Origin of the sequence: Vogesella indigofera (genome assembly GCF_003633895.1) — a bacterium.
GTDB classification, from domain to species: domain Bacteria; phylum Pseudomonadota; class Gammaproteobacteria; order Burkholderiales; family Chromobacteriaceae; genus Vogesella; species Vogesella indigofera.
The window spans coordinates 344,704-368,977 of the sequence record NZ_RBID01000013.1 but is presented as its reverse complement, the minus strand read 5'-3'; the positions used below and the strand labels follow the sequence as shown (position 1 = coordinate 368,977).

Here is a 24,274-nt window from a genome sequence, read left to right as displayed (position 1 = left end):
CGGAAACCCTGACTGCAAAGCAAGAATCGGATCGTCATGGCGTTCGCGTTTGCCTACACTGTGATTTTCGCGAGGGCGTGGTGATGACGGTGACGAACGGCTTGGTGACGGGAGCGGGGCGATGACGACGCCGCGCGACTGGTTGTGGTTGCTGCTGCTGGCGGCGATGTGGGGGGCGTCCTTCCTGTTCATGCGCGTGGCGGTGCCGGTGCTGGGGCCGTTTCCGCTGATCGCGTTGCGCCTAGGCGTGGCGACGCTGGCCTTGTTGCCGCTGTTGGGGTGGCTGCCCGGCGGTTTCGCGCTGTGGCGGCAGCACGGGCGGGCGATCGCGGTGGTCGGTGTGTTCCTGTCGGCGCTGCCGTTCTGCCTGATCGCGTGGGCGACGCTGACGTTGCCGGCCGGGGTGGCGTCGGTGCTGAACGCCACCACGCCGTTGATGACCGCGCTGTGGGCGATGCCGCTGGCCGGCGAGGCGATGACGCGGCAGCGTGCCGCCGGGCTGGCGCTGGGGCTGGCCGGGGTGCTGGTGCTGACGCTCGGCCGCGGCGCGGCGTTCGGGCTGGACAGCGCGCTGCCGGTGCTGGCGATGCTGGCGGCCACCGCCTGCTACGGCTGGTCCGGGCACATGGCCAAGCGCTGGCTGCCGGGGCTGCCGCCGCTGGTGACGGCAACCGGCAGCCTGGCGTCCGGCGCCATCCTGCTGTTGCCGCTGGCGTTGTGGAGCTGGCCGTCGCAGATGCCGACGGCCACGGTGTGGGGCGCGGTATTGCTGCTGGCGCTGGCCTGCACCGCGTTTGCCTACGTGATCTTTTACCGCCTGATCGAGAAGCTGGGCGCCACCCGCGCCAGCAGCGTTACCTATCTGGTGCCGGTGTTCGGCGTGCTGTGGGGCTCGCTGTGGCTGGGCGAGGTGGTGAGTGCGGCGATGCTGGCCGGCGGCGTGCTGATCCTGGCCGGGGTGTTGCTGCTGGGCTGGCAGCGCCGTAGCTGAATGGCAAAAGGAAACGGCGTGCGCTGGCGGCGGGTGCTGGCGGTGTGGGGGCTGATCGTGGCCGTGGAGACGCTGCAGGGCGTGCTGCGCCAGTTGTGGCTGGTGCCGTGGCTGGGCGAGCTGCCGGCGCGGCAGCTGGGGGTGGTCAGCGGCGCACTGCTGATCCTGCTGCTTACCTGGGCCACGCGGCGCTGGTTGCGGCTGCGCACGCCGGCGCAACAGCTGCAGGCCGGTGCGCTGTGGTTGCTGCTGATGCTGCTGTTCGAGTTCGGCCTCGGCACGCTGCTGGGTTACCCGCCTGAGCGGCTGCTGGCGGATTACGATCCGCGCGCCGGCGGTTATCTCGGGCTGGGCATGCTGGTGCTGCTGCTGGCGCCGTGGCTGCTTGGCCGCGGCCGCCGCCGCGATGGCAACTGACTTGCAATTTGTATATTGGAAAATAATTTATATATGAATATAATGAATTATCGACAACAAGGAGCAGGGCGATGAAACAGAATATCGGCAATACCGAACGCGTGATCCGCATCGTGGTGGGACTGGCGATCACCAGCCTCGCCTTCATTGGCCCGGCGTCGCCGTGGGCGCTGCTGGGGCTGGTGCCGGTCGCCACCGGCGTGTTCGGCTGGTGTCCGCCGTACGCGATGCTGGGCATCAATACCTGCAAGCACAAGTCGTAAGCGCTCCGTTAGCACCATGAAAAAACCGGCCACTTCGGCCGGTTTTTGTTTGCGCACAGCGCGCGGCCTCAGCCGGCGTCGGCCAGGGTCGGCAGCGTGATCACCACCGCGAAGCCGCCGTCCGGCGGGTAGTCGAAGTGCAGGCTGCCGCCGTGCTGCGCCACCACGCGGCTGACGATGGCGAGGCCGAGGCCGCTGCCGCCGTCGCTGCCGCGGTGTGCGGCCAACCTTTCAAACGGCGTCAGCGCCGCCTGCTGCAACTCTGGCGCGATGCCGGCGCCGTGGTCGTGCACGCGCAGCTCGCAGTGGCGATCGCCGGGCTGCAGGCTGACGCTAAACGGCGCGCGGCCGTAGCGGCGCGCGTTTTCCAGCAGGTTGGACAGCAGCCGCTGCAGCGCCAGCGCGTCGCCGTTGATGGTGGCGTCGCGGCGCTGCCAGGCGACGTCCATGTCGTCGCGGCGGAACTTGGTCAGCACGTTGTCGATCAGCTCGCCCAGCGCCAGCGGCGTCAGCGGCCGCGTTTCCTCGCTGCGCGCGAAGTCGATGAACTGGCCGACGATGCGCGACAGCTCGTCGATGTCGTTGAGCATGCCCGGCTTGTCGCCGAGGTCGTCCTGCAGCTCCACTGCCAGCTTCAGCCGCGTCAGCGGCGTGCGCAGGTCGTGCGACAGCCCGGCCAGCATCAGCCGCCGTTCGCTGGCGGCCTTGTCCAGTGCCAGCGCCATGGTGTTGAAGCGCTCGATCACGTCGCGCACCTCGCGCGGGCCGCTGACCGGCACCGCCTGCGGCATGCGCCCGGCTTCGAGATGGCGCGCGGCATTGGCCAGCCGGCTCAGCGGCCGCGTGGTGCGCCACGCCAGCGCAAAGGCGGCCAGCACCGACAGCAGCGCCACCAGCCCGGCGGCTTGCAGCGTCGGCTGCAGCGCCGGCGGCAGGTAGCGGCGCAGCGGCATCACCAGCCAGTAGTGGCTGTCCAGCACCGGCACCTTGATCCACAGCTCGCGGCGTTCGGCGCGGCTCATGCGCACGCTGACCGGCTCGCCGACGGCACTGCTCAGCCATTCTTGCAGCGGGTTGGCGACGGCGGGCGCGGGAAAGGTCTGCGCCGGCGCCTGTGCCAGCGGCAGCAGCCGCGGCAGGCCGGGCAGGTTGTTGCGCAGCAGGAAGGCGTCGCGCTCCGCCGCCGGCAGCCGGTCGAGCGCTTCCTCGTAGTCGGCCAGCGTGTCCAGCACCTGCGCGTACAGCTGCCGCGCCAGCAGCGCGCTTTTCTGTTGTTCGGTCAGCCACAGCGTGAACACCTGGCTGGCCAGCACCGCCAGCACCACCAGCGCCGCCAGGCGCAGGAACAGCGTGCCGCCGAAGCGCGCCAGGCTCATGTCGCTTCCCTTGCCTTGCCGTCCGGCACGAACACGTAGCCGTAGCCCCACACCGTCTGCAGGTAGCGCGGCGCGCCGTCGCCGTCCTCAATCAGCTTGCGCAGCCGCGAGATGTGCACGTCGATGCTGCGATCCTGCGATTCGCCGCCGCCCTTGCCCAGCGCCAGCTCCATCAGCTGTTCGCGCGTCAGCGGCCGCCGCGGGTGGCTGGCCAGCGCCAGCAGCACCGCGTACTCGGCGGTGGTCAGCGCCACCGGCTGGCCGTCGCGCAGCAGCTCGCGCCGCGCCGGGTGCAGCTCGCAGCGGCCGAAGCCGAGCACCTCGTCGGCGTCGTCGTGCTGCGCCATCACCACCGGCGTCTGCGCGTGGCGGCGCAGCACCGCGTGGATGCGCGCCGCCAGCTCGCGCGGGTTGAACGGCTTGGCCAGGTAGTCGTCGGCGCCCATTTCCAGGCCGAGGATGCGGTCGATGTCCTCGCCGCGCGCGGTGAGCATGATCACCGGGATCTGCTCGCCCTGCGCGCGCAGGCGACGCACCACCGCCAGCCCGTCGTCGCCGGGCATCATCACGTCCAGCACCAGCAGGTCCGGGCGGTTGCGCGCCAGCTTGCGGTCCAGGTCGCGCGCGTCCGGCAGCGTATCGACGCTGAAGCCCTGCTGCGCGAGGTAGCGCTGCAGCAGCTCGCGCAGGCGCACATCGTCGTCGACGACCAGTATCTTGTGGTTTTCCATCCGTCACATCCCGAGTCTTTATCTGCCAAGCGTAACGCGCCTGCCGCGCCAAGTCAGCCCGGATATGAACAGCCGTTAACGCGGCGGCGGTGGTTAACACCTATTAACACTTGCCGCCGCGGCGGCAATACCCGCGCAAAACCTGCCACGTACAGTCAGCTCATCCCCTTTGATGTCGTAACCGAGGAGTCTGACCATGAATGCCAAACGTACCGTTGCCGTGACCCTGCTCGCCAGCCTGCTGGCTGGCGTATCGCTGACTGCTTTCGCCTTTGGTGGCGACGGCAAGCCGCAGCGCGAGGAAATGCGCCAGAACATGCGCGCCTACCACGAGGCGGTGATGTCCGGCGCGCTGACCGACGCCGAGCTGGGCCAGCTGAAGAAGGAACGCGACGCCGCGCACGCGCAGATGCAGAAGCTGCACGAGCAGCTGCAGGCCAAGACCAAGGCCTTGATCGCCAACAACGAGCGCACCGCCAAGCGCGAGGCGTGGCCGGAAGCGGTGGCCGGCAAGCAGTACGGTGGCCACAAGATGCGCCATCATCGCGGTGACGCGCATTGCGGTGTGCAGGCGACCCCGCCTGCCGCCAAAGGCAACTGATCCGGGGACCTTTGAGCACACCGCCGCTGCCGGCATGGCCGCCGCGCGGTGTGCAGGATAAAATGCACCCATGAAAGCCCTTTTCCTGCTCCTGCTGGCGCTGCTGGCCGGCAACAGCGCGCTGGCGGCCCCGCCCTGGCGCGCCGACAACGGCCCGCCCGCGTGGCAGGCCGAGGCGGCGCCACCGCATCGCCTGCGCGACCTGCGCCTGCGCGAGGCGGTGGAGCGCGGCGAGCTGACGCGGGAAGAGGCGCGGGCGCTGAAACGGCTGCGCCGCTGGCACTACCTGCCGCCGGATGGCGACGGCGCCGAGCGCGGCCCGCGCCCGGAGCGACGCGACAAACCGTCGCGCCACCAGCGCTGGCGTCAGCAGCAGGACGCCGAGCGCGACTAGGCTGGGACAGTGACACAAGGAAAAGGTTGGCCGCAGCGATGCGGCCAACCTTTTTGTCGTCCGCAAGCGTCGCGCTCAGGACGTGTTCACGATCTCGCGAGCTCACGCGAGACAAGGCGAAAACCGAGGGGCGCGGCGTTTAGCTGGAGATAAACCAGCATGCCGAAGCCGTACTCACCGTGTAACGTTTCACGAAGCGCAGCAGATCGTGAACAGGTTCTCAGGGCAGCAGGATGAGAGAGCCGGTCGTGCGCCGCGCTTCCAGGTCGGCGTGTGCCTGCGCCGCATCGGCCAGCGCGTAGCGCGCCGACGGCTGCACCTTCACCGCGCCGGCGCGGATGCGTTCGAACAGTGCCTCGGCGCTGGTTTCCAGCTCGGCGCGGGTAGCCACGTAGTCGCCCAGCTTGGGGCGGGTGAAGAACAGCGAGCCCTTCTGCGACAGCAGCAGCGGCGCGAACGGCGGCACCGCGCCGGAGGCGTTGCCGAAGCTGACCAGCATGCCGCGCGGCGCGAGGCTGTCCAGCGACATCTCGAAGGTGTCCTTGCCCACCGAGTCGTACACCACCGGCACGCCGCGGCCGCCGGTCAGCTCGCGCACCCGCGCCACCACGTCTTCCTCGCGGTAGTTGATCACCTGCTTGCAGCCCAGCCGCAGCGCGATGGCGGCCTTGTCGGCGCTGCCGACGGTGCCGATCACGTTGACGCCCAGCGAGCTGAGCCACTGCACCGCGATCTGGCCGACGCCGCCGGCGGCGGCGTGCCACAGCACGGTCTGGCCGGCTTCCACCGCGTAGGTGCGGCGGATCAGGTACTCCACGGTCATGCCCTGCAGCATCACGCAGGCGGCGGTGTCGTCGGCGATGTCGTCCGGCAGCTTCACCAGCAGCGCCGCCGGCAGCGTGCGGTACTGGCTGTAGGCGCCCTGTGCGCCACCGGCGTAGGCGACGCGGTCGCCGACCTGCAGGTGGCTGACGCCGTCGCCGACCGCCGCCACCACGCCGGCGGCCTCGGAGCCAAGCCCGGACGGCAGCGGCAGCGGATACAGCCCGCTGCGGTAGTAGGTGTCGATGAAGTTGACGCCGATGGCGGTGTGGCGCAGCAGCACTTCACCGGCGGCCGGTGCGGGGATGGCGGCCTGTTCGGCGCGCAGGACATCGGGGCCGCCGCAGTGCGACAGGCGGATGGTCAGGTTCATGGGGCCTCCGGAGCGTGGGGTCGGTAACAGCGGCAGTGTGCCGCAAAGCGCGCATGGCGCGGGGGAACACAGTGTTCGCCAGAGCCTGTGCACGATCTGCTGCACTTAATCCTGATGGGGGATCCCGATGGGGCGATACCGCGTTGAAAACGGCTTCGGCTGCGGGTTTATCTCCAGCTAAGAGCCGCTAACAAAACCTCGCAGAGCACCTGAGCCAAGGCGCGCCGACGCAGACAGTACAAGTCGTACGGCAAGGAGGCGCAACGCAGGATCAGGGGTTTTGTTAGCGGTTCTAAACGCTGCGCCCCCGGTTTTCGCCTTGCCTCGCGTGTGCGCGCGAGATCGGGAACACGCGCTTAGCCGGCGGCCGACGCCTGGCGGCGGTAGTAGTCGTCGACAAAGCGCGCCACGCCGGGCAGCAGCTGCGGCCACGCCTGCAGGCGGTGGTCGTCGCCGTTGCGTACCAGCTGGCGGGCGCCGGCGTAGTGGCGCACCGCCTCGCGCCAGTCCAGCACCGCGTCGGCCGTGCCCAGCAGCAGGTAGTAGCGCGCCGGGGTCAGCCGCGCTGGCCGCATCGCCACCAGCTGCTGCATGTGCTCGCGGCCGAGGCGGTAGTGCTCGCCGGTGTACGGGTTGTGCAGCGGGCCGAGGAAGTGCTGCAACTCGCGCTCCGGCCAGATCGCCGGGTTGATCAGTACCGCCGGCAGCCGGTGTTGCTCGGCGAGCGCGGTGGCGTAAAAGCCGCCCAGCGAGCTGCCGATCAGCGCCGTCGGCTGCTGCTGCGCGATCAGCAACTGCAGCTGCTGCATCGCCTGCGCCGGATACGGCGACAGCTGCGGACACAGCAGCTGGCCGGCGGCCGGGTGCTGCTGCAGCCAGGCGGCGGTCTCGCGCGCCTTCAGCGATTGCGGGCCGGACTGGAAGCCGTGCAGGTACAGGTAGCGCTGGCTCATGGCACCTGGTAGGGCTTGAGGCGGGCGGCCAGCACGCCCTGCTGCTGCAGGGTGCGGATCGCGTGGTTGAGGCTGGCCGGCGCCAGGTGCGAGCGGCGCGACAGCGCGCAGCTGAGAGGCATGCGCGACAGCACCAGCGGCTGCAGCTGTACCTGGTGCGCCTCGCGCAGGTTGTTTTTCAGCCACCAGGCAAAGCTCAGCTCGTCGACCACCGCGACATCGACCACGCCGCTGGCGGCGGCGCGCAGTTGCAGGTTGCCCTGCTGCTGGTCGATGCGCTGCGCGCCGTGGGCAAAGGCGTGCGCCAGCGCCGGGTAGTGGTAGCCGATCACGGTGCCGATGCGGCGGCCGTTGAGCTGGCTCAGCGAGGTGATGCGTTCGTGCAGCGTCAGCGGCGACACGAAGCGTTCCACCTGCTCGGACAGCGGCAGCGACCAGTGGAAGCGTTCCGGCGCCTCCCACCACGCCGGGTTGGTGTTGCATACCATGTCGATCTGGCCGCCCTGCAGGTAGCTGTCCATGCGCTTGCGCGCCAGCGGCAGGTACTGCACGCGCTGGCCGAGCTGGTGGGCGATGCTGTCCAGCAGGTCCTTCCACAGCCCGCCGTCCAGCTGCGGCTGCGGGCTGTAGGAAAAGATCATCGACGGCGCGGCGTCGTTCTCGGTGACGCCGACGGTGAGGGTGTGGTCGTCGGCGGCGGCAGGCAGGGTCACGGCCAGCAGGCACAGTGCGCCGGCCAGCCGTTGCGGCCAACGTTTAGCGGTTTTTCCATTCATAGCGGTCAAGGATACGCCGGATGCTGCCGTTTTGTTCCATCTCGCCGATGGCCTGGTCGAGCCGGCTCTCGCTGTAGCGGCTGCCCGGCGACACCGCGCAGCGCGTCGGCATCACCGACACCACCAGCGGGTGTAGCCGCAGATTGGCCGCCTGCGCCGGGTTGGCGCGCGCCCAGGCGCTCATCTCCAGCTCGGAATTGATCACCACGTCGACCATGCCGGTCTGCAGCGCGCGCATCAGCAGCGGCAGCCGTGGCTGGTTGACGCGGGTGGCGCGCTGGCCCTGCCACAGCGGCTCCACCGTGGTGTAGTGGTAGCCGCCGATGACGCCGATGCGCTGGCCGGCCAGCTCGTCGACGCTGTCGATGGTGCGCGGGTGCGGCTTCAGCGACATCACCCGTTCGATCTGCGGGTAGAACTCGCGCGTCCAGCCGACGCGCGAGGCGCCGACATACCACGCCGGATTGGTGTTGCACACGATGTCGATGCTGCCGTTGTCGATCGACATCTCCACCCGCTTGCGCGACACCACGATGAACTCCACCGGTGCCTTCAGCGTGCGCCCTAGCTCTTCGCCCAGCTCCTTCGACAGCCCGCCGACCAGCTGGCTGCCGGCCAGTACCACGATCGGGGCGGAGTCGGAATCGGCGACGCCGATGCGCAGCGCCGGCGCGGCCTGGGCCGTGCTGGCCAGCAGGCCGGCAGCGACAATGGTTAGCACCAGAAGTGGGGTTTTCATATGAAGCACCAGCCAGATGGTTATAAATGCTCGATCTAAGGATTCGATCTCGCAGCCGCGTGCGCAATGTTAAGATAACCGGCCCCGCATCTACATAGTTTTACTTAAAAAAGTCGCCTTTGCCATGTCAAAAATTGCCCATCACTCCGCCTACGACTTGCTCGCCCGCCGTATCCTGATTCTGGACGGCGGCATGGGCACCATGATCCAGCGCCACCGGCTGGAAGAGGCGGACTACCGTGGCGAGCGCTTTGCCGACTGGCCGCGCGACGTGAAGGGCAACAACGACCTGCTGGTGCTGACCCAGCCACAGATCATTGCCGGCATCCACCAGGCCTATCTCGACGCCGGTGCCGACATCATCGAGACCAACAGCTTCAACGCCACCGCCATCGCGATGGCCGACTATGGCATGGAAGCGCTGGTGTGGGAGCTGAACTACGCCGCCGCCAAGCTGGTAAAAGACCTGTGCGTGGCGATGACGGCGGCCAACCCTGACAAGCCGCGCTTCTGTGCCGGCGTGCTCGGCCCCACCAGCCGCACCTGCAGCATCAGCCCGGACGTGAACGACCCCGGCTACCGCAACGTGACCTTCGACGAGCTGGTGGAAACCTACACCGAGGCCATCGACGGCCTGGTCAAGGGCGGCGCCGACTTCCTGCTGGTGGAAACCATTTTCGACACCCTGAACGCCAAGGCGGCGGTGTTCGCGATCCACAAGTACTTCGACGAGCATCCGGAGACAACCCGGCTGCCGATCATGGTGTCCGGCACCATCACCGACCAGTCCGGCCGCACCCTCACCGGCCAGACCACCGAGGCGTTCTACAACAGCCTGTCGCACGCCAACGCGCTGAGCTTCGGCCTGAACTGTGCGCTGGGCCCCGACCTGCTGCGCCCGTACGTGGAAGAAATGTCGCGCATCTCGGCCACCTTCGTGTCGGTGCACGCCAACGCCGGCCTGCCCAACCCGCTGGCGCCCACCGGCTACGATCTGACGCCGGAAGACATGGCACCGCAGGTGCGCGAGTGGGCGGAAGCCGGGCTGGTGAACATCATCGGCGGCTGTTGCGGCACCACGCCGGAGCACATCAAGGCCATTTACGAAGCAGTCAAAGACCTGCCGCCGCGGCCGCTGCCGCAGATCGAACCGAAGTGCCGGCTGTCCGGGCTGGAGCCGTTCAACATCGGCGACAAGGATTTGTTCGTCAACGTCGGCGAGCGCACCAACGTCACCGGCTCCAAGGCCTTCGCCAAGCTGATTCTCAACGGCGACTACGCGACCGCGCTGGACGTGGCACGGCAGCAGGTGGAAAACGGCGCCCAGATCATCGACATCAATATGGACGAGGGCATGCTGGACGCCCACGCCGCGATGGTGCGCTTCCTCAACCTGATCGCCGCCGAGCCGGACATTAGCCGCGTGCCGATCATGATCGACAGCTCGAAATGGGACGTGATCGAGGCCGGCCTGAAGTGCATCCAGGGCAAGGGCATCGTCAACTCCATCTCGATGAAGGAGGGCGTCGACAAGTTCATCGAGCAGGCGCGCCTGCTGCGCCGCTACGGCGCGGCGGTGATCGTGATGGCCTTCGACGAGGTCGGCCAGGCCGACACCTACGCGCGCAAGGTGGAAATCTGCGAGAAGAGCTACCGCATCCTGGTCGATGAAGTCGGCTTCCCGCCGGAAGACATCATCTTCGACCCCAACATCTTTGCGGTGGCTACCGGCATCGAGGAACACGCCCGTTACGGTCTGGACTTCATCGAGGCCACCGGCTGGATCAAGCAGAACCTGCCGCACGCCAAGATTTCCGGCGGCGTGTCCAACGTGTCGTTCTCGTTCCGCGGCAACAACAAGGTGCGCGAGGCGATCCACGCCGTGTTCCTGTACCACGCCATCAAGAACGGCATGACCATGGGCATCGTCAACGCCGGCGCGCTGGAGGTGTACGACGAGGTCGACGCGGTGCTGCGCGAGCGCATCGAGGACGTGGTGCTGATGCGCGGCGACGACATCATGGCGGTGACCGAGGCGCTGATCACGCTGGCGGAAAGCTTCCGCGGCGACGCCAAGGAGGCCAAGGGCGAAGACCTCGCCTGGCGCAACCAGCCGGTGGAAAAACGGCTGGAGCACGCGCTGATCAAGGGCATTACCAGCCATATCGTGGAAGACACCGAAGAGGTGCGCCTGAAGTGCGAGCGCCCGATCCACGTGATCGAAGGCCCGCTGATGGACGGCATGAACGTGGTCGGCGACCTGTTCGGTGCCGGCAAGATGTTCCTGCCGCAGGTGGTGAAATCGGCGCGCGTGATGAAAGCCGCCGTCGCCCACCTGGAGCCGTTCATCGAGGAAGAAAAGATCCGCATGGGCCTGCAGGACGCGCCGGCCAAGGGCGTGATCATCATGGCCACGGTGAAGGGCGACGTGCACGACATCGGCAAGAACATCGTCGGCGTGGTGCTGCGCTGTAACAACTACAAGGTGATCGACCTGGGCGTGATGGTGCCGTGCCAGACCATTCTGGACGCCGCGCGCGAGCACAACGCCGACATCATCGGCCTGTCCGGCCTGATTACCCCGTCGCTGGAAGAAATGGCGCACGTGGCCAAGGAAATGCAGCGCCAGGGCTTCGACATCCCGCTGCTGATCGGCGGCGCCACCACCAGCCGCGTGCACACCGCGGTCAAGATCGCGCCCAACTACAGCGGCCCGGTGATCTACGTGCCGGACGCCAGCCGCGCGGTCGGCGTCTGCTCCAACCTGCTGTCCGACACCCTGCGCGATGCCTTCGTCAAAGAGGTGTCCGACGACTACGCCCGCGCCCGCGCCATCTTTGAGAGCCGCGGCGACGCCAAGCTGCTGCCGATTGCCGCCGCGCGCGAGCAGCGCCACCGCATCGACTGGGCCAACTACACCCCGCCGGTGCCGGCGTGGCTGGGCGTGCGCCGCTACGTCAATTACGACCTCGCCGAGATTGCCGAGGTGATCGACTGGACGCCGTTCTTCCAGAGCTGGGAGCTGGCCGGCCGTTATCCCGCCATTCTCAGCGACGAGGTGGTCGGCGAATCCGCCACCGCACTGTGGGCCGACGCGCAGGCGATGCTGAAGCAGATCATCGACGAGAAATGGCTGAGCGCCAACGCGGTGATCGGCCTGTTCCCGGCGGTGAGCGTCAATCATGACGACATCGAGATTCTCGATCCGGAAACGCGGGCGCCGCTGCTGACCTGGGTCGGCCTGCGCCAGCAGCTGGTGAAGACCGACAAGGACGGCAACCGGAATCCGGACTGGTGTCTGGCCGACTTCATTGCGCCGCGTGACAGCGGTGTGGCCGACTACATCGGCGCCTTCGCCGTCACCGGCGGCCTGGGCATCGATCCGCACGTGGCGCGTTTCGAGGCCGCCAACGACGACTACTCGGCGATTCTGCTGAAGGCGCTGGCCGACCGCTTCGCCGAGGCCTTCGCCGAGCTGATGCACCGCCGCGTGCGCACCGAGTTCTGGGGCTACGCCGCGGACGAGGCGCTGGACAACGAGGCGCTGATCGACGAGAAGTACGTCGGCATCCGCCCGGCACCGGGCTACCCGGCCTGTCCGGACCATACCGTGAAGAAGGAGCTGTTCCAGCTGCTGGACGCGCCGGCCATCGGCATGACGCTGACCGAAGGCTACGCCATGCTGCCAACGGCGGCGGTGTCCGGCTTCTACTTCAGCCATCCGGACTCGCGCTACTTCGGCGTCGGCAAGATCAGCCGCGACCAGGTGGAAAGCTACGCGCTGCGCCGCGGTGTCAGCGTGGCACAGGCCGAGCGCGACCTGGCGCCCAACCTCGGCTACAACACCTGAGCATGGCGCGCTACCCGGCCCAAGGTTGGCCGCGCCGGCTGCTGACGGCGGCGCTGCTGTGTCTGGCGCTGCCGGCGCCGGCGGTGGAGTCGCCGCTGCCGGTGCTGCAGGTGGCGCTGGGCGAAAACAAGCCGCCGTACGTGATCGCCGACGAGGCGCGCGGCATCGAGTACGAGCTGGTCAGCAGCGTGCTGCGCGCCGCCGGCTATCAGCCCAAAATACTGCTGCTGCCCAACCAGCGCGCACAACTGGCGCTGGCCGACGGCCGCATCGATGCCGCCATCTCCAACAACGGCCCGTTCGTGTCCGAGCCCTACATCGCCTACCGCAACATGGCGATCACGCTGTGCCATCGTCACCTGCAGCCCAAGCACATCGCCGAGCTGGGCCAGTACCGGGTAGCGGCGTTCCACAACGCGCAGCGCTTCCTCGGTGCCGAATTCGCGGCGATGGCCAAGGCCAACGTCGACTATGTCGAATCGTCGCCACAGCCCATCCTGAACAACCTGCTGTTCACCGGCCGCACCGATGTCGTCATCTCCGACCTGTTCATCTTCCTGCACTTCGCGCAGCAGCCGGACGTACCGCTCAACAACCGCCAGGCGCTGTGTACCCACGCGCTGTTTCCGCCGACGCAGTACGCGTTGTCCTTCCGCGACCCGCGTGTGCGCGACCGCTTCAACAAGGCGCTGCAGCAGCAGGCGCAGGCCGGGCTGTACCAGACGCTGGCGCAGCGCTACCGCCTGCCGGGGCAGAGCCAGCCGCTGTTCCGCCCGCAGCCGCCGGGCAGCGGTGCCTTGCGGCCAACCCTGGCCGCCGGCTGAGCGCCGCCCGCGGCGACAAGTGCCTGTTTTTGTAGCATAATCGCTCCCTTTTTTCGCCTGCCGTGCCGTGCCGCGTGCCAGCCGTTCTGCCTTTTCCTTGCCTGTTATCGTTTGCCGCCGCCTGCCGGCGCGCGCCCTGTTGCGGAGTAGCGTGTTGACCAAAATGACCCCGTCGGCGATCAAGACCGACTTTTTCAGCGGCATCACCGTGGCGCTGGCGCTGGTACCGGAGGCGATCGCCTTCGCGCTGGTCGCTCACGTCAGCCCGCTGACCGGGCTGTATGCCGCCTTTTTCCTGTGCCTGATCAGCGCTAGCTTCGGCGGCCGTCCGGGCATGATCTCCGGCGCCACCGGCGCGCTGGCGGTGGTGATGGTGTCCATCGTCACCCGGTACGGCGTGGAATACCTGTACGCCAGCGTGGTGCTGATGGGCGTGCTGCAGCTGCTGTTCGGCGTGTTCAAGCTCGGCAAGTTCATCCGCATGGTGCCGCACTCGGTGATGCTGGGCTTCGTCAACGGCCTGGCGCTGGTGATGACGGTGGCGCAGGCCGGCCATTTCAAGCACGACGGCCAGTGGCTGGCCGCACCGCAGCTGGCGGTGATGGCGGCGCTGACGGGGCTGACCATGGCCATCATCTACCTGCTGCCGCGCCTCAGCCGCGCCATCCCGGCGGCGCTGGCGGCGATCCTGATCGTGGCCGGCGTGGTGGCCGGCTTCGGCATCGACACCAAGACCGTCGGCGACATGGGCTCCATCGCCGGCGGCCTGCCGCAGTTCCACCTGCCGCAGGTGCCGCTGACGCTGGACACGCTGTACATCATCCTGCCGTACTCGCTGGTGCTGGCCGCCATCGGCCTGCTGGAGTCGCTGCTGACGCTGAACCTGATCGACGACATCACCGACAGCCGCGGCCAGCCCAACCGCGAGGCGCTGGCGCAGGGCGGCGGCAACGTGGTGGCCGGCCTGTTCGCCACCATGGGCGGCTGCGTGCTGATCGGGCAGAGCATGATCAACATCAACAACGGCGCCCGCCACCGCCTGTCCGGCATCGTCGCCGCGCTGTTCCTGCTCGGCTTCATCCTGTTCCTGGCACCGTGGATCGAGCAGATTCCGCTGGCGGCGCTGGTCGGGCTGATGCTGGTGGTGTCGCAGAAGACCTTCGCCTGGGGCAGCCTGCAGGCGCTGCGCAGGATCCCGCGCCAGGACGCGATCATCGTGGTCGGCGTGACGCTGATCACCGTGCTCACCGATCTGGCGGTGGCGGTGCTGTGCGGCGTGGTGTTTGCCGCGCTGGTGTTCGCCTGGCAGCACGCCAAGACCATCCGCGTCACGACCCGCACCGACGCGCAGGGCTGGAAGGTGTACGAGCTGGAAGGCAGTCTGTTCTTCGCCTCTGCGGCCAACTTCAGCGAGCTGTTCGCACCGAAGAGCGACCCCGAGCACGTGGTGATCGAGTTCCGCCGCGCGCGGGTGGTCGACCACTCCGCCGTCGAGGCCATCGACGCGCTGGCCGCGCGCTACCAGCAGGCCGGCAAGACGCTGCACCTGCGCCACCTGAGCCCGGATTGCCTGGAGCTGCTGGACAAGGCCAAGGGCATGGTGGAGGTCAACCGCTTCGAGGACCCGCACTACCACATCGCCGACAACAAGCTGGGCTGAGCCGCGCTTTTCGGGTCCAGACCGCCACGCCGCCGCGTGGCGGTTTTTTTGCGGCCAACGTTGGCCGCGCCATGTTGCCGTCTTGTAACAGGGCGGATGCAAAACCGCAGCATGGATAAGTTGCGCTGACGCTAGGCTACAAATCGTGATGCCGCAGGGGCGGCAACAGCACAGCAAAGGACAGCAATATGAGTCTCTCCGGCATCGCGGCAGCTGGGTCCACCGTGGCCTACGGCCTGGGCAGCATGGGTAGCGGGGTGGTGAAGATCGCCTCCGGCGTCGGCGACATCAGCGCCGGCGCGTTGCAGGTGGCCACCGGCGTGGTCAGCGGCATCGAGGAAAGCGGCGACGCGCTGTATGGCGGCTTCTCCGCCACCGGCGAGGCGCTGGCCAGCGGTCTGCAGCTCGTCGGCGGCATCATCGACGCGGTGGCCTGACGCCGGTTCACCATCGCGCTCACGCGAGCACAGGCGAAAACGGCTGCGGCAGGCGGGTTTATCTTTGGATAAACGCCGCTGCCGCAGCCGTTTGCCATGCCGTCGCGCCGCTCAGCGGTACAGCGCCGCCAGCGTGTGCGCCACGGCGCCGGGATCGGCCTGTTCGAACAGGCCGCCGATCACCGCGATGGCGTCGGCGCCGGCGGCGACCACCGCGCCGGCATTGGCGGTGGTGATGCCACCGATGGCGACCCGCGGCACGCCCAGATCGGCGCTGGCGGCGAACAGCGACAGCGGTGCCGCCACCGCGCCGGGCTTGGTGGCGGACGGGTACACCGCGCCGAAGGCGACGTAGCTGGCACCGGCGGCCACCGCCGCGCGTGCCAGCGCCAGGCTGTCGTAGCAGCTGGCGCCGATGATGGCGCCGGGGCCGAGCGCGGCGCGGGCGGCCGCGATGCCGGCGTCGTCGCGGCCAACGTGTACGCCGTCGGCGCCGACCGCGCGCGCCAGCTCGACGTCGTCGTTGACGATGAACAGCGCATTGCGGCTGCGCGCCAGGCTGGCCAGGATGCTGGCCTGCCACAGCCGGCGCACCGCGTCGTTGCCCTTGTTGCGGTACTGCAGGATGCGCGCGCCGCCGTCGAGCACGGCGCCGACCTGCTCGATCAGGCGCTCGCTGTCGTCGGTGTCGGGGGTGATCGCGTACAGGCCGTTAAACGTTTGCATCTTGCTCCTTGTCGGCATCGTCGTCGCCGGCGTCGTCATTGGCCCAGAACAGGCGGTCGGGAATGAACTGGCCCATGCCGGGGCGGAAGCCGTAGCGCAGCGCCTGCCAGGTGTAGTCCTGCGCCTCTTTCACCGCCTCCGGCACCGCCAGCCCGCGCGCCACCAGTCCGGCGATGGCGGCGGCGAGGGTGCAGCCGGAACCATGGAAGCTGCCGTTGAGTCTAGGCCAGGTGTCGACGCGGATTTCGCCGCCCAGGTCGTAGAGACGGTTTTCCACGTCGCGTGTCGGCTCGTGGGTGCCGGTGATGAACACGTAGTCGCAGCCCAGCCGGGTCAGGCGTTTGGCGCAGTCCGCCACCGACAACTCTTCCTCGTCGTCGGCGTCGTTGGCCGCCAGCCGCCGCGCCTCGATGCTGTTGGGGGTCAGCACCGTCACCTGCGGCAGCAGCACGTCGCGCAGCACGTGGATCATGTCCTCGCGCGCCAGCTCGTCACCGGCGCCGCTGGCCAGCACCGGGTCGTAGATCAGCGGGATGTCGGGGTAGTCGGCGATCAGCTCGGCGATGGCGACCACGTTATCGATGCTGCCGATCATGCCGACCTTGAACGCGGCCACCGGCATGTCTTCCAGCACCGCGCGCGCCTGGTCGAGCACCCATTCGTCGTCGATGACCATGAAGTCCTGCACGCCGCGGGTGTCCTGCACCGTGATGGCGGTGATCACCGACAGCGGATGGCAGCCCATGCTGGCCAGGGTCAGGATGTCGGCCTGGATGCCGGCGCCGCTGGTGGGATCGGCTCCCGCCAGCGTCAGCACGATAGGCGGGAGAATGATGTCTTGGCTCAAGGCTTAACCTCTCTGGTCTCACAGGATTTACAATACGGATTTTAACCGAGCGAAGGCTTAACACTATGCAAACCTGGATGTGTCTGATCTGCGGCTTTATCTACGACGAAGCGGCGGGTCGCCCGGAAGACGGCATCCCGCCCGGCACCAAGTGGGAAGACGTGCCGATGAACTGGACCTGCCCGGATTGCGACGCGCGTAAAGACGATTTCGAGATGATGGCGTTCTGAGTGACGCCGCTGCAAGAGGAACATGAAAATGGCTAACTGGCTGACCCGGACCGGATGTGTCCTGATGCTTTCCGCGGCCGTTGCCGGCTGTGTCAACACCACCGCCACCGGCGCCGTAGGTGCCAGCCGCAAGCAGCTGATGCTGCTGTCGCCGCAGGAAGTGGAGCAGGCCTCCGCGCAGTCCTATGTGCAGGAAGTGGGCAAGGCGCGCAGCGCCGGCAAGCTCAATACCGACGCCGCGCTGACCGCCCGCGTGCGCGCGGTGTCGCAACGCCTGATCGCGCAGGTGCCGGTGTTCCGCGCCGACGCGCGCAGCTGGAAGTGGGAAGTGAACGTCACCCAGTCCGACGACCTGAACGCCTACGCCATGGCCGGCGGCAAGATCATGGTCTACAGCGGCATCGTCAACCGTCTCAAGCTCAGCGATGACGAGATGGCGGCCATCATCGGCCACGAGATCTCGCACGCGCTGCGCGAACACTCGCGCGAGACCATGAGCCAGGCCTACGCGCAGCAGATGGGCCTCGGCATCGTCGGCCAGCTCGCCGGCCTGTCGCAAGGCTCGATGGAACTGGCCGCCATCGCCACCGACGTGGCGCTGACCAAGCCCAACAGCCGCACCATGGAGTCCGAGGCCGACATCATCGGCCTGGAGCTGATGGCGCGCGCCGGCTACAACCCGAACGCATCGGTGACGCTGTGGCAGAAGATGATGCAGGCCGGTGCCGGCACCGGCCCGAGCTTCCTGTCCACCCACCCGTCCGGCCCGGCGCGCATCGAGGAACTGCAACGCCAGATCCCGCGCGTGCTGCCGCTGTACAACGCCGCCCGCAAGGCGCGCTGAGCGATGTCGCCGTCACTTGATGCCGCGCTGCTGCAACAGCTGGAGCAGCACGCGCTGGCGCTGCCCGGCGTGGTGCTCGACATCAAGTGGGGCGGCGTGCGCGTGCTGCAGATCGAGGGCAAGATGTTCGCCACTTTCCACGATGGCGGCGTCGCGTTCAAGGTCGACGCCGACGACTTCCTCGCGCTGTGCGACCTGCCCGGCGTCAGCCCGGCACCGTACCTGGCGCGGGCGCGCTGGATCAGGCTGCACACGCTGCAGAGCTTCAGCGTGGCGCAGATCGAGGCCAGGTTGGCCGCAGCACGACTCATCGTGCTTTCCCGGCTGTCAAAAGCCCTACGCGCGCAATACGGACTCTGAATGACTTACCTCTACATCAAGGCCTTCCACCTGTTCTTCGTGGTGTCCTGGTTTGCCGGCCTGTTCTACCTGCCCCGGCTGTACGTCAACCTGGCGCTGGCCGAGCCGGGCAAGGAATACGACCGCCTGCTGCTGATGGCGTTCAAGCTGTTCCGCTTCATGACGCCGCTGGCGGTACTGGCGCTGGCGCTCGGCCTGCTGCTGTGGCTGGGCTACGGCGTCGGTGGTGGCTGGCTGCACGCCAAGCTGGCGCTGGTGACGGTGCTGGTCGGCTACCACGGCTACTGCTACAAGCTGCTGCAGGATTTCGTGCAGCAGCGCAATCGCCGGAGCCATGTCTGGTTCCGTTTTTTCAACGAATTACCGGTACTGCTGCTGCTGGCAGTGCTGATCCTGGTGGTGGTGAAACCGTTTTGATCAAGCTCCTGCTCCCCCTCGCGCTGGCCGCGCTGCTCACCGGCTGCCAGCAAGACTGCGACGGCCACGTCTACGTACTGGCCCAGGGCCTGGCCGCCGGCGCCAGCGTGCCCGGCAAGATGAGCCCGGCCCAGCTGCCGGCCGGCTTCCCGCGCGGCCAGCTGTCGTCTGACGGCTCCTACGCCGGCCGCAAGGCCTACTGCAACGTCACCGCCGCGCGCAGCGACTATGTCGACAGCGCCCGCGCCGGCCGCATCGCCGTCCCCGGCGCCTGGTCGGTATGGCAGACCGACGCGCGCTGGCCGGACGACGTGCACCCCTATCGCCCCGCAGACTGGCGCCTGAAAGCGCCGGCCCGTCTCGTCAAGGAAATGGAAAAACACAATGGCAGTGGAAATTGAACGTCGCTTCAAGGTAAACGGTGACGCCTGGCGCGGTCTGGCCGAGGGCGTGCGTTACCGCCAGGGCTATTTGTCGGTGGAAAAGGAACGCACCGTGCGCGTGCGCGTGGTCGGCGACCAAGCGTGGCTGACGCTGAAGGGCCAGATCAGCGACATCAGCCGCCACGAGTTCGAATACCTGATCCCGGTGGCGGAGGCGCAGACCATCATGGACGCGATGTGTCCGATGGTGGTCGATAAGCTGCGCTACCGCATCAGCTTCGGCGGCTTCGTGTGGGAAGTGGACGAGTTCTTCGGCGCCAACGCCGGGCTGGTGCTGGCCGAGATCGAGCTGCCGTCGGAAGACACCGCCTTCGACAAGCCGGACTGGATCGGGGAGGAAGTGACCTTCGACGGGCGCTTTACCAATGCTTATCTGTCGAAGCATCCGTTTGGGTCGTGGTGAGCGGGTGAGGTGGCGGCCAGGGTTGGCCGCATGGTGATGTGAACAAGGGCAAGCCGGCTGGCTTGTCCTTTTTTATGCGCTCTTGATAGGGTGTCTGCGGTTGTGTTGGCTTGTTGGCGGGCAGGGCCGGGTATTGGGCGTGGTGGTAAGCGTTGGGTTTCCCCAGTACGGCCATAGGTTATGGCGCTGAAGTAATGATGCAAAAACTGTCTTCTGGTTTTGCTGGGTTGACCTGATGGGGACGGAAGTTTACATTTCAGACTGAAAAGAAAACCCCCTAACCGCGCCAACGATTAGGGGTTTGATAACACAAGCTTACTTAACTTTTCCTAAGGCCGGGAATAGATAGCTTGCATTACGAAGAGCGTCCATTGCGCACGAAAGTGTGTAGTGGACGTTTTCGTTTCCAGCTCCCGTCACAGCAAAACCTACTTGCAGCAGCGCGATCAGGATAACTGCCAAGATCAGCAGTTTGACCACCTTGATGGTCGACGATTGTGGTGTTGCCATTGGCCCCTCCTTGAGAGGTGTTGAAAAATGGGGTGATGCGCGGCGGTGATCCGCCTACGGGTTGAATTCTTTTTCTGTTGATGACAACTTTCATACGATCTCCTATCGGGTGGTTGCGGGTTGGCGGATTGCTCCGCCGGGTTAAAAGACTGTGACTGAATCTACGCTTTAATATGGTTATTAATCGGTAGGGCGGCACACTATGTAGTTTTGTATTGCTTTCGATACACAAATGCTAGTGGTTTAGATGTGGTCGAACAAGTCTTGACAGGCGGCGGGAACGCCCAAATCCGTATGGTTATTGGCTTTGAGGAGGCAGAAATATTTTCTGGAATAACTAGCCACTGCTGTAGCACCGTAGCTTGGGCTCTATTTCTCACGACGGTGCAGGTGGCGCGAGTTCCTATAGTGAGGGTTATTAAACGCGGTAAGTCTGGCATGTAGGCTGGTGCTGAGCCTGCGAAGCCCAGCGTTTACCGCGATGGAATGATCAAGGTTGGCCGCAAGCCGTTTCGGGTTTGCGGCCAACCTTGTTTTGGGCTTGGTATCCGCTACGCGGATGTTTTTATCTGCCGCTTTCTGCGCGGCGGCGGGTTACTTTCTTTTGCTTCGCCAAAAGAAAGTAACCAAAGAAAAGGCGACCCGACGGCGCAGGAATTCCCGTAAAAACGGCCACCAGCCCGGCGCCGCCCATCCGCTGCGCTCAAAAGGGGGCGGCTTGTTTCCGGGCTGGCGGCCGTTTTTACGGCCTGCGCCAACGGGAGCGGGCGCATCGGTTCTATGCTGGCGGACGATTGGACGAGGCGGGGTGTAGGGTGCCGTCACCCCGAAGGGGCGACGCACCAGACGTTGGTGTAACCGCAACGCGGCAAGTCGGGCTTGTAGGCTGGTGCTGAGCTGGCGACGCCCGCGTTTACCGCGAATGAATGACCAAGGTTGGCCGCAAGCAGTCACTGGTTTGCGGCCAACCTTGTTTGGGTTTGCTATCCGCTGTGCGGATGATGTTTGTCTGGCGCTTCCCGCTTGGCGCTGCCGGCCGGCGGTGCATCATGGCGCTCTACTTTTATTGCATGATGAAAGGCAGATTTTTGCCTGCATGGCATTTGTATTTGTGCTGCGGCTGGTCATTACTGTGAAGGGGACACTTCACGGGGGCTTGCATCATGTCACGCACTACGCTTCTGGCCGGCACGCTGCTGGCTTCCTTGCTGGCGGCACCGCTGGCGCAGGCCAGCCATGCCTGGGGCAATTACCACTGGGCCCGCACCGGCAACCCGTTTACCGTGCCGCTGGGCAATAACGTCGACAGCAACTGGCTGGAATTCTTCAAAACGGCGGCGGCGGACTGGACCAGCTCTGCGGTGCTGGACACACAGATGGTGGCCGGTGGCACCACCGCCAAGCGTTGCCGGCCGACGAGCGGCCGGGTCGAGGTCTGCAATTCGGCGTATGGCAATAACGGCTGGCTGGGGCTGGCGCAGATTTGGGCCAGCGGCAGCCATATCGTGCAGGGCACCACCAAGCTCAACGACAGCTACTTCAAGACCGCCAGCTACAACACGCCGGCCTGGCGCCAGCTGGTGATGTGCCAGGAGGTGGGCCACAATTTCGGGCTGGGGCATCAGGACGAGAACTTCAATAACGAAAACCTCGGCTCCTGCATGGACTACACCCGCAGCCCGGACAGCAACCAGCACCCCAATGCTCACGACTACGCGCAGCTGGAGACCATTTACAGCCACGACGACGACAGCACCACGCTGGCGGCGATGCCGGCGGCGATGGCCAATCTGGAGCTGGCGACTCCCGGTCAGTGGGGGCGGCTGTTGCGCAGCCAGCGTGGCGGCATGGTGGAAACCTATGTGCAGGATTTCGGCCACGGCTGGCGCGTGTATACCCACGTGATCTGGGCGGAGGAGCGCGGTCATCGGCCGCATGACTGAGCCGCGTCGCGCACCGCTTAAGTTGCCAACGTTGGCCGCAAGCCGTTTCGGCTTTGCGGCCAGGCTGCGTTCAGACGGACGTGTTTCCGGCTATCATGACTGCCTGACCGATAGCAGAAGGAAGCCCGCGATGCCCTACGTTGCCACCTATTCCGCCGCCGCGCCGGAGCGCGCGGCGCTAGATGCCACCCCCGGCACGCTGCTGCTGGAGTTCGGCGTCGACTGGTGCCCGCACTGCCAGGCGGCGCAGCCGGCGATCGAACAGGCGCTGGCGGCGCAGCCGGCGCTGACGCACATCAAGGTGGAGGACGGCGCCGGGCGGCGGCTGGGGCGCAGCTTCCGCGTCAAGCTGTGGCCGACGCTGATCCTGCTGCGAGACGGGGTGGAGCTCAACCGCGTGGTGCGGCCGCTGACGGTGGACGAGGTGGCGCCGCTGCTGGCGCTGTGACGCGGCGGTCTTGTCGCTGGTTTCTGCCGGCGGACCGGTTTGCGGTGCGTCGCCCTGCGGGTGACGCACCCTACCTGTGATGCACCCTGCCGTGACGGGCTGGCGATCGACATGGCTTGCGGCCAAGCTTTTCGTTTTCATTTTCGTGTCTTTTCGCGGGTTTCGTGGCCAAGGAAGCCTTGGCCTTTGTCCGTGTCTTCCGTGTGCTTCCGTGGCAAAAACCAAAACCGTTGACCGCGACAAGGTTGGCCGCAAGCCTTGTCGGGTTACGCTGCGCTAACCCGACCTACACCTTTTGCTTTCGTGTGCTTCCGTGGCCAAAAATCAACACCGCCTACCGCGACAAGGCTGGCCGCCATCGCGCCGGCCGAACGCTGCGTTTCTGCCCGGTGGTGGCCTTGCGCGGCGATTTGCCGGACAATCCTGCCTCGATAACAGACGCCCGCGCAGGGCGCACGCTTCTGGATACAGGTCAACGCCGCGACGCGCGCGCTGCCGTATCGTGACCGACAGGATTTTGCCGGGCTGCCACGGGCGGCCCGTTGCCCATTTAGCCAGCGCGGTGTGTGATGCCGCCAGAAAGGAAAACGATGTCCCGCAATCTCGAACTGTTTGAACGTGGCAAGCAAGTGATTCCCGGCGGCGTCAATTCGCCGGTGCGTGCCTTTGGTCAGGTCGGCGGTACGCCGCGCTTCGTCAAGCGTGCCGAGGGCTCCTATTTCTGGGATGCCGACGACAAGCAGTACCTGGATTATGTCGGCAGCTGGGGCCCGGCCATTCTCGGCCACGCCCATCCCGAGGTGGTGAAGGCGGTGCAGGATGCCGCCGTCGGCGGCCTGTCCTTCGGCGCGCCGACCGAAGGCGAGGTCGAGATCGCCGAGGAAATCTGCAAGCTGTTGCCGTCGGTGGAGCAGGTGCGGCTGGTGAGCTCCGGCACCGAGGCGACGATGACGGCGATCCGTCTGGCGCGCGGCTTTACCGGCCGCGACCTGATCGTGAAATTCGAAGGCTGCTACCACGGCCACTCCGACAGCCTGCTGGTCAAGGCCGGCTCCGGCCTGCTGACCTTCGGCAACCCGTCCTCCGGCGGCGTGCCGGCCGACTGCACCAAGCACACGCTGGTGCTGCAGTACAACGACGTGCAGCAGCTGAGCGACACCTTCAAGGAGCTGGGCGACAAGATCGCCGGCGTGATCCTGGAGCCGATCGCCGGCAACATGAACCTGATCAAGCCGTCGGCCGAGTTCGTGCAGGCACTGCGCAGCCTCACCGAGCAACACGGCGCGGTGCTGATCTACGACGAAGTGATGACCGGCTTCCGCGTGGCGCTGGGTTGCGCGCAGGGTCTGCACGGCATCACCCCGGACCTGACCACGCTGGGCAAGGTGGTCGGCGGCGGCATGCCGCTGGCGGCCTTCGGCGGTCGCGCCGACATCATGGGCAAGATCGCGCCGCTGGGGAATGTGTACCAGGCCGGCACGCTGTCCGGTAACCCGCTGTCGGTGGCCGCCGGCCTCGCGACCTTGCGCCTGATCCAGCAGCCGGGCTTCCACGACACCCTCGGCCGCCGCAGCGCCCGCCTGGCCGCCGGTCTCGCCGACGCCGCGCGCGACGCCGGTATCGCCATGTGCACCGACAGCGTCGGCGGCATGTTCGGCTTCTACTTCAGCGACACGGTGCCGGCCAGCTACGCCGAGGCGACGCGCTGCGACATCACCCGCTTCAAGGCCTTCTTCCACGCGATGCTGGACGAGGGCGTGTACCTGGCGCCGTCGGCGTACGAGGCCGGTTTCATCTCCATCGCCCACACCGACGAGCTGGTCGAGCAGACCATCTCCGCCGCACGCCGTGCGCTGAGCCGCGTATAATCTTGCCCTGCCCAAGGTTGGCCGCATG

The 24,274-nt window shown here is 66.7% G+C and carries 29 protein-coding genes; 20 read left to right on the top strand and 9 right to left on the bottom strand.

Going from position 1 to position 24,274, the window contains the following annotated elements:
- Positions 1–121 precede the first annotated feature (121 nt).
- From C8E02_RS07850 to C8E02_RS07840, 3 genes are all read left to right on the top strand, one after another.
- Entirely contained in the window at positions 122–991 is an 870-nt protein-coding gene (locus C8E02_RS07850) for a DMT family transporter (RefSeq protein ID WP_120810355.1), read from the top strand.
- Positions 992–1,408 (top strand): hypothetical protein, encoded by a 417-nt coding sequence (locus C8E02_RS07845; protein ID WP_120810354.1) that lies wholly within the window; start codon positions 992–994, stop codon positions 1,406–1,408.
- A 71-nt stretch (positions 1,409–1,479) separates the two neighbouring features.
- Positions 1,480–1,671, top strand: coding sequence for a YgaP family membrane protein (locus C8E02_RS07840; RefSeq protein ID WP_120810353.1), 192 nt, complete (start codon positions 1,480–1,482; stop codon positions 1,669–1,671).
- 68 nt (positions 1,672–1,739) lie between these two features.
- Here C8E02_RS07840 and C8E02_RS07835 read toward each other — a convergent pair whose 3' ends face one another.
- Both C8E02_RS07835 and C8E02_RS07830 read right to left on the bottom strand, forming a co-directional pair.
- Positions 1,740–3,047 (bottom strand): ATP-binding protein, encoded by a 1,308-nt coding sequence (locus C8E02_RS07835; protein ID WP_245961102.1) that lies wholly within the window; start codon positions 3,045–3,047, stop codon positions 1,740–1,742.
- Entirely contained in the window at positions 3,044–3,778 is a 735-nt protein-coding gene (locus C8E02_RS07830) for a response regulator (protein WP_120810352.1), read from the bottom strand. Before C8E02_RS07830 ends, C8E02_RS07835 begins: the two co-directional genes overlap by 4 nt.
- A 196-nt stretch (positions 3,779–3,974) precedes the next feature.
- Here C8E02_RS07830 and C8E02_RS07825 point away from each other — a divergent pair, with 196 nt between their 5' ends.
- Positions 3,975–4,379 (top strand): hypothetical protein, encoded by a 405-nt coding sequence (locus tag C8E02_RS07825; RefSeq protein ID WP_120810351.1) that lies wholly within the window; start codon positions 3,975–3,977, stop codon positions 4,377–4,379.
- Between the two features lie 70 nt (positions 4,380–4,449).
- Positions 4,450–4,773 (top strand): hypothetical protein, encoded by a 324-nt coding sequence (locus C8E02_RS07820; RefSeq protein ID WP_120810350.1) that lies wholly within the window; start codon positions 4,450–4,452, stop codon positions 4,771–4,773.
- Between the two features lie 220 nt (positions 4,774–4,993).
- On the opposite strand, the gene C8E02_RS07815 is transcribed toward C8E02_RS07820, so the two are convergent.
- The 4 genes from C8E02_RS07815 to C8E02_RS07800 all read right to left on the bottom strand — a co-directional run bounded on the left by C8E02_RS07815 (position 4,994) and on the right by C8E02_RS07800 (position 8,436).
- Positions 4,994–5,968: a quinone oxidoreductase family protein gene (locus tag C8E02_RS07815; RefSeq protein ID WP_120810349.1), complete on the bottom strand. Its 975-nt coding sequence runs from the start codon at positions 5,966–5,968 to the stop codon at positions 4,994–4,996.
- 356 nt (positions 5,969–6,324) lie between these two features.
- Positions 6,325–6,921: a YqiA/YcfP family alpha/beta fold hydrolase gene (locus C8E02_RS07810; protein ID WP_120810348.1), complete on the bottom strand. Its 597-nt coding sequence runs from the start codon at positions 6,919–6,921 to the stop codon at positions 6,325–6,327.
- A complete protein-coding gene (locus C8E02_RS07805) occupies positions 6,918–7,697 on the bottom strand; it encodes a substrate-binding periplasmic protein (protein ID WP_120810347.1) in 780 nt (259 codons plus the stop codon). Before C8E02_RS07805 ends, C8E02_RS07810 begins: the two co-directional genes overlap by 4 nt.
- Complete coding sequence (locus C8E02_RS07800) at positions 7,678–8,436, bottom strand: substrate-binding periplasmic protein (RefSeq protein WP_120810346.1); 759 nt, start codon at positions 8,434–8,436, stop codon at positions 7,678–7,680. The genes C8E02_RS07805 and C8E02_RS07800 overlap by 20 nt, the downstream gene beginning before the upstream one ends.
- A 124-nt stretch (positions 8,437–8,560) precedes the next feature.
- On the opposite strand from C8E02_RS07800, the gene metH reads away from it, so the two are divergent.
- From metH to C8E02_RS07780, 4 genes are all read left to right on the top strand, one after another.
- A complete protein-coding gene (metH, locus tag C8E02_RS07795; protein WP_120810345.1) occupies positions 8,561–12,286 on the top strand; it encodes a methionine synthase in 3,726 nt (1,241 codons plus the stop codon).
- A 2-nt stretch (positions 12,287–12,288) separates the two neighbouring features.
- On the top strand, positions 12,289–13,110 hold the full coding sequence (locus tag C8E02_RS07790; protein WP_120810344.1) for a substrate-binding periplasmic protein: 822 nt from the start codon (positions 12,289–12,291) through the stop codon (positions 13,108–13,110).
- A gap of 163 nt (positions 13,111–13,273) precedes the next feature.
- Entirely contained in the window at positions 13,274–14,770 is a 1,497-nt protein-coding gene (locus C8E02_RS07785) for a SulP family inorganic anion transporter (protein ID WP_120810343.1), read from the top strand.
- Between the two features lie 188 nt (positions 14,771–14,958).
- A complete protein-coding gene (locus C8E02_RS07780) occupies positions 14,959–15,207 on the top strand; it encodes a hypothetical protein (protein ID WP_147424472.1) in 249 nt (82 codons plus the stop codon).
- A 111-nt stretch (positions 15,208–15,318) separates the two neighbouring features.
- Here C8E02_RS07780 and thiE read toward each other — a convergent pair whose 3' ends face one another.
- Complete coding sequence (gene thiE, locus C8E02_RS07775; RefSeq protein WP_120810341.1) at positions 15,319–15,933, bottom strand: thiamine phosphate synthase; 615 nt, start codon at positions 15,931–15,933, stop codon at positions 15,319–15,321.
- A complete protein-coding gene (thiD, locus tag C8E02_RS07770; RefSeq protein WP_047968506.1) occupies positions 15,920–16,780 on the bottom strand; it encodes a bifunctional hydroxymethylpyrimidine kinase/phosphomethylpyrimidine kinase in 861 nt (286 codons plus the stop codon). Before thiD ends, thiE begins: the two co-directional genes overlap by 14 nt.
- Before the next feature lie 65 nt (positions 16,781–16,845).
- On the opposite strand from thiD, the gene C8E02_RS07765 reads away from it, so the two are divergent.
- The 6 genes from C8E02_RS07765 to C8E02_RS07745 all read left to right on the top strand — a co-directional run bounded on the left by C8E02_RS07765 (position 16,846) and on the right by C8E02_RS07745 (position 19,477).
- Positions 16,846–17,010, top strand: coding sequence for a rubredoxin (locus tag C8E02_RS07765; RefSeq protein WP_047968505.1), 165 nt, complete (start codon positions 16,846–16,848; stop codon positions 17,008–17,010).
- A 64-nt stretch (positions 17,011–17,074) separates the two neighbouring features.
- Positions 17,075–17,854 (top strand): M48 family metallopeptidase, encoded by a 780-nt coding sequence (locus C8E02_RS07760; RefSeq protein WP_245961101.1) that lies wholly within the window; start codon positions 17,075–17,077, stop codon positions 17,852–17,854.
- A 3-nt stretch (positions 17,855–17,857) separates the two neighbouring features.
- A complete protein-coding gene (locus tag C8E02_RS17520) occupies positions 17,858–18,214 on the top strand; it encodes an MmcQ/YjbR family DNA-binding protein (RefSeq protein ID WP_211329193.1) in 357 nt (118 codons plus the stop codon).
- Complete coding sequence (locus tag C8E02_RS17515; RefSeq protein WP_211329192.1) at positions 18,215–18,631, top strand: CopD family protein; 417 nt, start codon at positions 18,215–18,217, stop codon at positions 18,629–18,631.
- Positions 18,628–19,032 (top strand): DVU_2496 family lipoprotein, encoded by a 405-nt coding sequence (locus tag C8E02_RS07750; RefSeq protein WP_120810340.1) that lies wholly within the window; start codon positions 18,628–18,630, stop codon positions 19,030–19,032. The genes C8E02_RS17515 and C8E02_RS07750 overlap by 4 nt, the downstream gene beginning before the upstream one ends.
- The gene (locus C8E02_RS07745) at positions 19,016–19,477 is read left to right on the top strand and encodes a CYTH domain-containing protein (RefSeq protein WP_120810339.1); all 462 of its coding nucleotides are present in this window, start codon (positions 19,016–19,018) and stop codon (positions 19,475–19,477) included. Before C8E02_RS07750 ends, C8E02_RS07745 begins: the two co-directional genes overlap by 17 nt.
- A gap of 315 nt (positions 19,478–19,792) precedes the next feature.
- On the opposite strand, the gene C8E02_RS07740 is transcribed toward C8E02_RS07745, so the two are convergent.
- A complete protein-coding gene (locus C8E02_RS07740) occupies positions 19,793–19,987 on the bottom strand; it encodes a hypothetical protein (RefSeq protein WP_120810338.1) in 195 nt (64 codons plus the stop codon).
- Between the two features lie 486 nt (positions 19,988–20,473).
- On the opposite strand from C8E02_RS07740, the gene C8E02_RS17210 reads away from it, so the two are divergent.
- The 5 genes from C8E02_RS17210 (at position 20,474) to hemL (ending at position 24,246) form a co-directional block, all read left to right on the top strand.
- Positions 20,474–20,653 carry a hypothetical protein gene (locus tag C8E02_RS17210; protein WP_147424471.1) on the top strand — a complete coding sequence of 60 codons (180 nt, stop codon included), beginning with the start codon at positions 20,474–20,476 and terminating at the stop codon, positions 20,651–20,653.
- A 497-nt stretch (positions 20,654–21,150) separates the two neighbouring features.
- Positions 21,151–21,930, top strand: coding sequence for a hypothetical protein (locus tag C8E02_RS07735; protein ID WP_120810337.1), 780 nt, complete (start codon positions 21,151–21,153; stop codon positions 21,928–21,930).
- Positions 21,931–22,060: 130 nt separating this feature from the next.
- Positions 22,061–22,378, top strand: coding sequence for a thioredoxin family protein (locus C8E02_RS07730; protein WP_120810336.1), 318 nt, complete (start codon positions 22,061–22,063; stop codon positions 22,376–22,378).
- 164 nt (positions 22,379–22,542) lie between these two features.
- Positions 22,543–22,884, top strand: coding sequence for a hypothetical protein (locus tag C8E02_RS17205; protein ID WP_147424470.1), 342 nt, complete (start codon positions 22,543–22,545; stop codon positions 22,882–22,884).
- Positions 22,885–22,968: 84 nt separating this feature from the next.
- On the top strand, positions 22,969–24,246 hold the full coding sequence (gene hemL / locus C8E02_RS07725) for a glutamate-1-semialdehyde 2,1-aminomutase (RefSeq protein WP_120810335.1): 1,278 nt from the start codon (positions 22,969–22,971) through the stop codon (positions 24,244–24,246).
- Positions 24,247–24,274: the final 28 nt, after the last annotated feature.